Annotated in this window: 3 protein-coding genes; all 3 read right to left on the bottom strand. The window is 61.7% G+C overall.

Annotation, left to right across the window (positions count from 1 at the left end):
- Positions 1–147 precede the first annotated feature (147 nt).
- A complete protein-coding gene (locus JJE47_04260) occupies positions 148–750 on the bottom strand; it encodes a HAMP domain-containing protein (protein MBK5266626.1) in 603 nt (200 codons plus the stop codon).
- Positions 651–1307, bottom strand: a complete 657-nt coding sequence (locus tag JJE47_04265) for a hypothetical protein (GenBank protein ID MBK5266627.1) — start codon at positions 1305–1307, stop codon at positions 651–653. The genes JJE47_04260 and JJE47_04265 overlap by 100 nt, the downstream gene beginning before the upstream one ends.
- The coding region (locus JJE47_04270; protein MBK5266628.1) for a winged helix-turn-helix domain-containing protein at positions 1307–1432 on the bottom strand (126 nt) is incomplete at its 5' end. The genes JJE47_04270 and JJE47_04265, both read right to left, overlap by 1 nt.

A 1432-nucleotide genomic window follows, 5' to 3' on the forward strand; every position in this document is an offset into this window, starting at 1 on the left:
GCCCCGGGACCAAAGGAATGGTCGAACTCGACGGTGCCTCCGTGCCGCTCGATGATCTCGCGGGTTATGGCGAGGCCCAACCCCGAGCCCCCGGTGGCCTGTCCTCTGGCATCGTCGACGCGTACGAATCGCTCAAAGATCTTGTCGTCAAGCCCCGGAGGGATTCCGGGGCCATCGTCGTCGATAGTGAAGATTGCCCTTCCTTCCAACTCCCCGAGGGTGAATCGCACCGATTGATGTGCGTAGCGTTCGGCATTGGCGCTCAGGTTTCTGATCGCCCTCGCCAGCTGATAGGGATCCCCGAGTACCTGGGCGCCTGAAACCCCCGACATATCGACGGCCATCGGCCCTGAGCCGTTGGACTTCTCTGAAGATCAGGTCGTCGAGATCGACCGGTTCGGTCCGTACTGGCAACTGGTCGGCGTCAAGCCTTGCGAGCAGGAGCAGGTCGTCGACTAACCGCTGCAAGGCAATGGTCTCGTCGCGGAGACTTCGAAGCCTGGATACGTCGGCATTGGTCTTTCCAGTTGCCAGGTCCACTTCGATTTCGGAGCGCATCCTCGCCAATGGGCTCCGCAACTCGTTCGAGGCATCGCCGATGAAGCGCTGCTGTCGCTCCACGGAGCTCTCCAACCGGCCCAGCATCATGTTCATGGTTTCGGCCAGTCGGCCGATTTCGTCCTTGGCTCGGGAGACCGGAACTCTTCGATGGAGGTCGGTGGCGCCAATCTCCGCAACTTCGGTTCGCATGTTCTCGACAGGTTTGAGGGTGCACCCACCAACCACCAGACCATCCCCGCCAGCAGAACGACAACCACAGGAATCGACACGAGGAGAGTGCCCGCCAGCACGGCCGTGTTTTCGGCAACGTCATCGAGGGTGGTTCCTACATGGAGGACACCAGGCCCAGAGGCCGTTTGAACTGTCCGGCTCAGTACTCGAAACACGTCGTCGTCGACGGCCAGTCCTGTGAGAGTGCGAACGGTTTGCGGAGTACCTGCCGCGTAGTCGATCGGGAGAGGGGGAGCACCTGCCAGGTTCGGGCTGAAGGCAACTACCAACCCGTCCGCGCTCAGCAGCTGGGCAAAGCCCTCTTGTTGGGTGGCCGACAATTCAACTGCCGTCAGGTCGGTCGTTTCCACAAACGCGGTCAGATCCTGAGCCCTTTGGGCGAGGGCCAGGTCGACGTTGGAGGTGAGCTGACGACGATGGACCGCGACCAGGCCGATCGAGGCAAGCACAAGGACCACCGCTACCGACACGGCGGCGAGAGCCGATATTCGAAACCGAATCGAGGAGCTATTCATCAACCACCGTTGGTGGCAAGTCGGTACCCCGCACCCCGGACGGTCTCGATCGCCCGGCGTCCGAAGGGTTCGTCGATTCTGCTGCGCAAACGGCGGATGTAGACCTCGACGATGTTGGGGTCACC

Source organism: Acidimicrobiia bacterium, assembly GCA_016650365.1.
GTDB lineage: Bacteria > Actinomycetota > Acidimicrobiia > Spongiisociales > JAENVV01 > JAENVV01.